Origin of the sequence: Streptomyces sp. NPDC048211, from assembly GCF_043202315.1 — a bacterium.
GTDB lineage: Bacteria > Actinomycetota > Actinomycetes > Streptomycetales > Streptomycetaceae > Streptomyces.
The window spans coordinates 1-4,554 of sequence record NZ_JBIDAD010000049.1 but is presented as its reverse complement, the minus strand read 5'-3'; the positions used below and the strand labels follow the sequence as shown (position 1 = coordinate 4,554).

At 71.7% G+C, this 4,554-nt stretch carries 2 protein-coding genes; both read left to right on the top strand.

The genetic code is table 11. The features are described 5' to 3' along the window. Positions 1 to 162 precede the first annotated feature (162 nt). Complete coding sequence (locus tag ACGFZA_RS42425; protein WP_393686461.1) at positions 163 to 2,484, top strand: SDR family NAD(P)-dependent oxidoreductase; 2,322 nt, start codon at positions 163 to 165, stop codon at positions 2,482 to 2,484. 241 nt (positions 2,485 to 2,725) lie between these two features. Beyond that, the coding region (locus tag ACGFZA_RS42420) for a type I polyketide synthase (RefSeq protein WP_393686459.1) at positions 2,726 to 4,554 on the top strand (1,829 nt) is incomplete at its 3' end.

Here is a 4,554-nt window from a genome sequence, read left to right as displayed (position 1 = left end):
GATGTGGTGCGTGAGTTGGTGGGGCGTGGGTTTGATGCGTTTGTGGAGGTGAGTGCGCATCCTGTTCTGGCGATGGGGGTTCAGGAGACGCTGGATGCGGTGGGTGCGCGTGGTGTGGTGGTGGGGTCGTTGCGTCGGGGTGAGGGTGGTGCGGAGCGGCTGTTGACGTCGTTGGGTGAGGCGTGGGCCGGCGGAGTCGACATCGACTGGACCGCACTGCTCCCTCAGGCACACCCGACCGACCTGCCCACGTACGCTTTCCAGCGGCGCCGCTACTGGCTCGATCCCAGCAGCAACAGCGCCCCTGCCGGTGACGACGACGCGGCCTTCTGGGACGCAGTGGAGAACACCGACCCCGACCGGCTCGCCGACACCCTGTCCCTGCCGGCCGACGCACCCCTCACCGCCGTCCTGCCCGCACTCGTCGACTGGCGGCAACGGTCGCGCGCCGCGCGCACCGTGGACGACTGGCGCTACCGCATCACCTGGAAGCGGCAGCCCGAACCGGCCGAACCGGCCACCCTCACCGGGCCCTGGATCGTCGCCCTCGCAGCCCGGCACCGAGAGCACCCGCTCACCCGGGCCGCGCTCGACGCCATGGAGCACGCCGGCGCCCACGTCGTCGAACTGGAACTCACCGACGCCGACGCCGACCGCGACCGGCTCACCGAACGGCTGCGCAAGGCCGTCGCCGACTGCGGCACCGCACCCACGGGAGTGCTGTCCCTCCTCGCCCTCGACGAGGAGCGCCACCGCGACCACCCGGCGATGCCCTCCGGAACAGCGACCACCCTGTCCCTCATCAGGGCCCTCGGCAGCGCCGAGATCAACGCCCCCCTGTGGCTCGCCACGACCGAAGTCGTCACCACACACCAGGGCGAACACCCGCGCCACCCTCTCCAGAGCCTGATCTGGGGCCTCGGACAGGTCACCGCACTCGAACACGCCGACCGCTGGGGCGGCCTGATCGACCTGCCGTCCACCCCCGACGACCGGACCGGCCCCCGCCTCTGCGCCGCCCTCGCCGCCCACTCGGACGAGGACCAGCTGGCTGTCCGCCCTTCCGGCACCCTCGTACGACGACTCGCCCACGCCGGCACCGACGACCGCCCCGCCGCCCGCACGTGGCGCCCCCGGGGCACGGTCGTCGTCACCGGCGGCACCGGTGCCCTCGGCGTCGTACTCGCCCGCTGGCTCGCCGCGCAAGGAGCGGAGCACCTGGTGCTCACCGGGCGCCGCGGAGCCGACGCCCCCGGCGCGGCCGAACTCCGCGACGAACTGGCCGCCACCGGCGTACGCGTCACCCTCGCCGCCTGCGACACCGCCGATCGCGACGCCGTACGTCGACTCCTGACACAGCTCGCGGCCGACGGCGACACCGTACGAGCCGTCCTGCACGCCGCCGGCGTCGCCGACCTCACCTCCATCGAGGACACCGGCCCCGGCGCCTTCGCCGCCGGACTCGCCGCCAAGGTCGACGGAGCCCTGAACCTCACCGACCTCCTCGACCACCGGGAACTGGACGCCTTCATCCTGTTCTCCTCCATCGCGGGCGTCTGGGGCAGCGGCGACCACGCCGCCTACGCCGCGGCCAACGCCCACCTCAACGCACTCGCGGAAGCCAACCGCGCCCGCGGCATCCCCACACTCTGCGTCGCCTGGGGAGTCTGGAACGCCTTCGGAGCCCCCGGATCCGGCGGCATCTCGGAGGCGATCGACACCGACCAGCTGCACCGCCGCGGCCTGCCCATGATCGACCCGGAACTCGGCCTCACCGCGCTGCAGCGCGCCCTTGACCGCGACGAGACCCTGCTGACGGTGGCGCCCGTCGCCTGGAACCGCTTCTTCCCGCTGTTCAGCGCCGCCCGTCCGCGCCCTCTCTTCGACGACCTCCCACAGGTCCGCACCCTCACCGAAACGGTCCCCGGCACACCGGCCGGGGCCACCGCGACGGCCGGACCGTCCGGCACCCGCGCCGCGGAACTCGCCGCACTTCCCGAGGCCGACCGCGACAGCGCCCTGCTCGCCCTGGTACGCGCCGAAGCCGCCACCGTCCTCGGCTTCGAACGCTCCGAAGACCTCGAACCCGACCGGGCCTTCCGCGACGTCGGCTTCGACTCGCTCACCGCCATGGAACTCCGCAACCGGCTCGGCGCCGTCAGCGGCCTCACCCTGCCGGCCTCGCTCGTCTTCGACCATCCGACACCGAACGCCGTCGCCCGGCACCTGAAGACCGGGCTGTTCGGCCACGACGAGGCCGACGCAGGCTCGGTGCTCGGCGAACTCGACCACCTGGCCGGGCGGCTCGACGGGCTCACCCCCGACGGGAACACCCGCCTGGAGGTCACCCTGCGCCTGCGTTCCCTCCTGACCCGATGGACCGACGACGGCGCACCCGAGAACAACGAACAACCACCCAACGACCTCCAATCGGCCAGCGTCGACGAGGTCCTCGCCTTCATCGACAACGAACTCGGCAGCTGACCGCCCGGCACACCCGGCCCGGTCACGCGCGGCACCGACCGCCCGCCCACCGAGCCCGGCGCACACGACAGCACACGGTCCTCCCGGCAGGACCACGGTCTTCCCGGCCGGACAGAGGCTTCTGAGCAGGACCACGGTCTTCCGGCCGCGGGTTCCTCAGCAGGACCACGGTCCACTCGGCAGGACCAGGCACAGCTCTTCTCGACGAGATGTCTTCCACGAACCACAGGGGCAGGAACCGATGGCGGATCACGACAAGCTGGTCGACTACCTGAAGCGCGTCACGGCTGATCTGCAGCAGACCAAACAGCGCCTGCGCGAGTACGAGGCGCAGGACAGTGAGCCGATCGCGATCGTCGGCGTCGGCTGCCGCTACCCCGGCGGCATCGCCACCCCCGAGGACCTGTGGAATCTCGTACATGAAGGGGCGGACGCGGTCGGCGGCCTGCCCACCGACCGCGGATGGGACATCGACGCCCTCTACGACCCCGACCTGGAGCGCCCCAACACCACCTACGCCCGCGAAGGCGGATACCTCACCGGAGCCACCGAGTTCGACGCCGACTTCTTCGGTATCTCGCCGCGCGAGGCGCTCGCCATGGACCCCCAGCAGCGCCTCATCCTCGAACTCGCCTGGGAGACCGTCGAACGCGCGGGCATCGACCCCGCCCAGCTGAAGGGCTCCCGCACCGGCGTGTTCGTCGGATGCAACTACCAGGAGTACCGCGCCCGCCTCACCGACGTCCCCGACGGCCTCGAAGGCCACCTCGTCACCGGCAGCGTCTCCAGCGTGGTGTCCGGCCGTGTCTCGTACGTCCTGGGGCTCGAAGGCCCGGCCCTGACCGTCGACACCGCCTGCTCCTCCTCCCTCATCACCCTGCACCTGGCCTGCGAGGCACTGCGCCGCAAGGAGTGCACCATGGCGCTCGCCGGCGGCGTCGCCGTGATGAGCACCCCGCACACCGTGACGGGCTTCAGCCGGCAGCGCGGTGTCGCCGCCGACGGGCGCTGCAAGGCGTTCTCCGCGTCGGCCGACGGCATGGGCTTCGGTGAGGGTGCGGGGATGTTGTTGGTGGAGCGGCTGAGTGATGCGCGGCGGTTGGGGCATCGGGTGCTGGCTGTGGTGCGGGGCAGTGCGGTGAATCAGGATGGTGCGTCGAACGGGTTGAGTGCGCCGAGTGGTCCGGCGCAGCAGCGGGTGATTCGGCAGGCGTTGGTGAATGCGGGTCTGCAGCCGCGTCAGGTGGATGTGGTGGAGGCGCACGGTACGGGGACGAAGCTGGGTGATCCGATCGAGGTGCAGGCGCTGCAGGCGACGTACGGTCAGGACCGTGCGTCGGTGGAGCAGCCTTTGTGGTTGGGGTCGTTGAAGTCGAACATCGGGCATGCGCAGGCTGCTGCCGGTGTGGGGGGCGTCATCAAGATGGTGATGGCGTTGCGGGCCGGTGTGCTGCCCCGGACCCTGCACGCCGACGAACCGTCCCCCCACATCGACTGGACCGCGGGTGAAGTGCGTCTGCTGACGGAGCGGATGCCGTGGCCCCGGACGGGCGAGCCACGTCGCGCGGGCGTGTCCTCCTTCGGGATCAGCGGCACGAACGCCCACGTCATCCTCGAAGAGGCCCCGGCCGTCGAGCCCCCGGCAGCGCAGACACCCCCCACCGGGGACGAGAAGGCCGCCCGCACTCCGGTCCTGACCGCAGCGGGCGAATCCGTGCCCGTCCCCTGGCCGATTTCCGCCGCGTCACAGACCGCACTGCGCGGCCAGGCGGCGAAACTGCGCGACTTCCTGGCCCGGAACCCCGGCCTCGCACCCGCCGACGTCGCCCTCTCGCTCGCCACCACCCGCTCCGGCCTTGCCCAGCGCGCCCTGCTCGTGGGCGGCGACCAGGCCGAACTCACGAAGACCGTGGAGGCCCTGGCGGCCGGCCACTCCGACCCCCGGCTGGTCATCGGCACCGCCGACGCCGGAACGAAGCCGGTGTTCGTGTTTCCGGGGCAGGGGTCGCAGTGGGTGGGTATGGCGGTGGAGTTGTTGGAGGTGTCGGGGGTTTTCGCTGAGTGGATGGG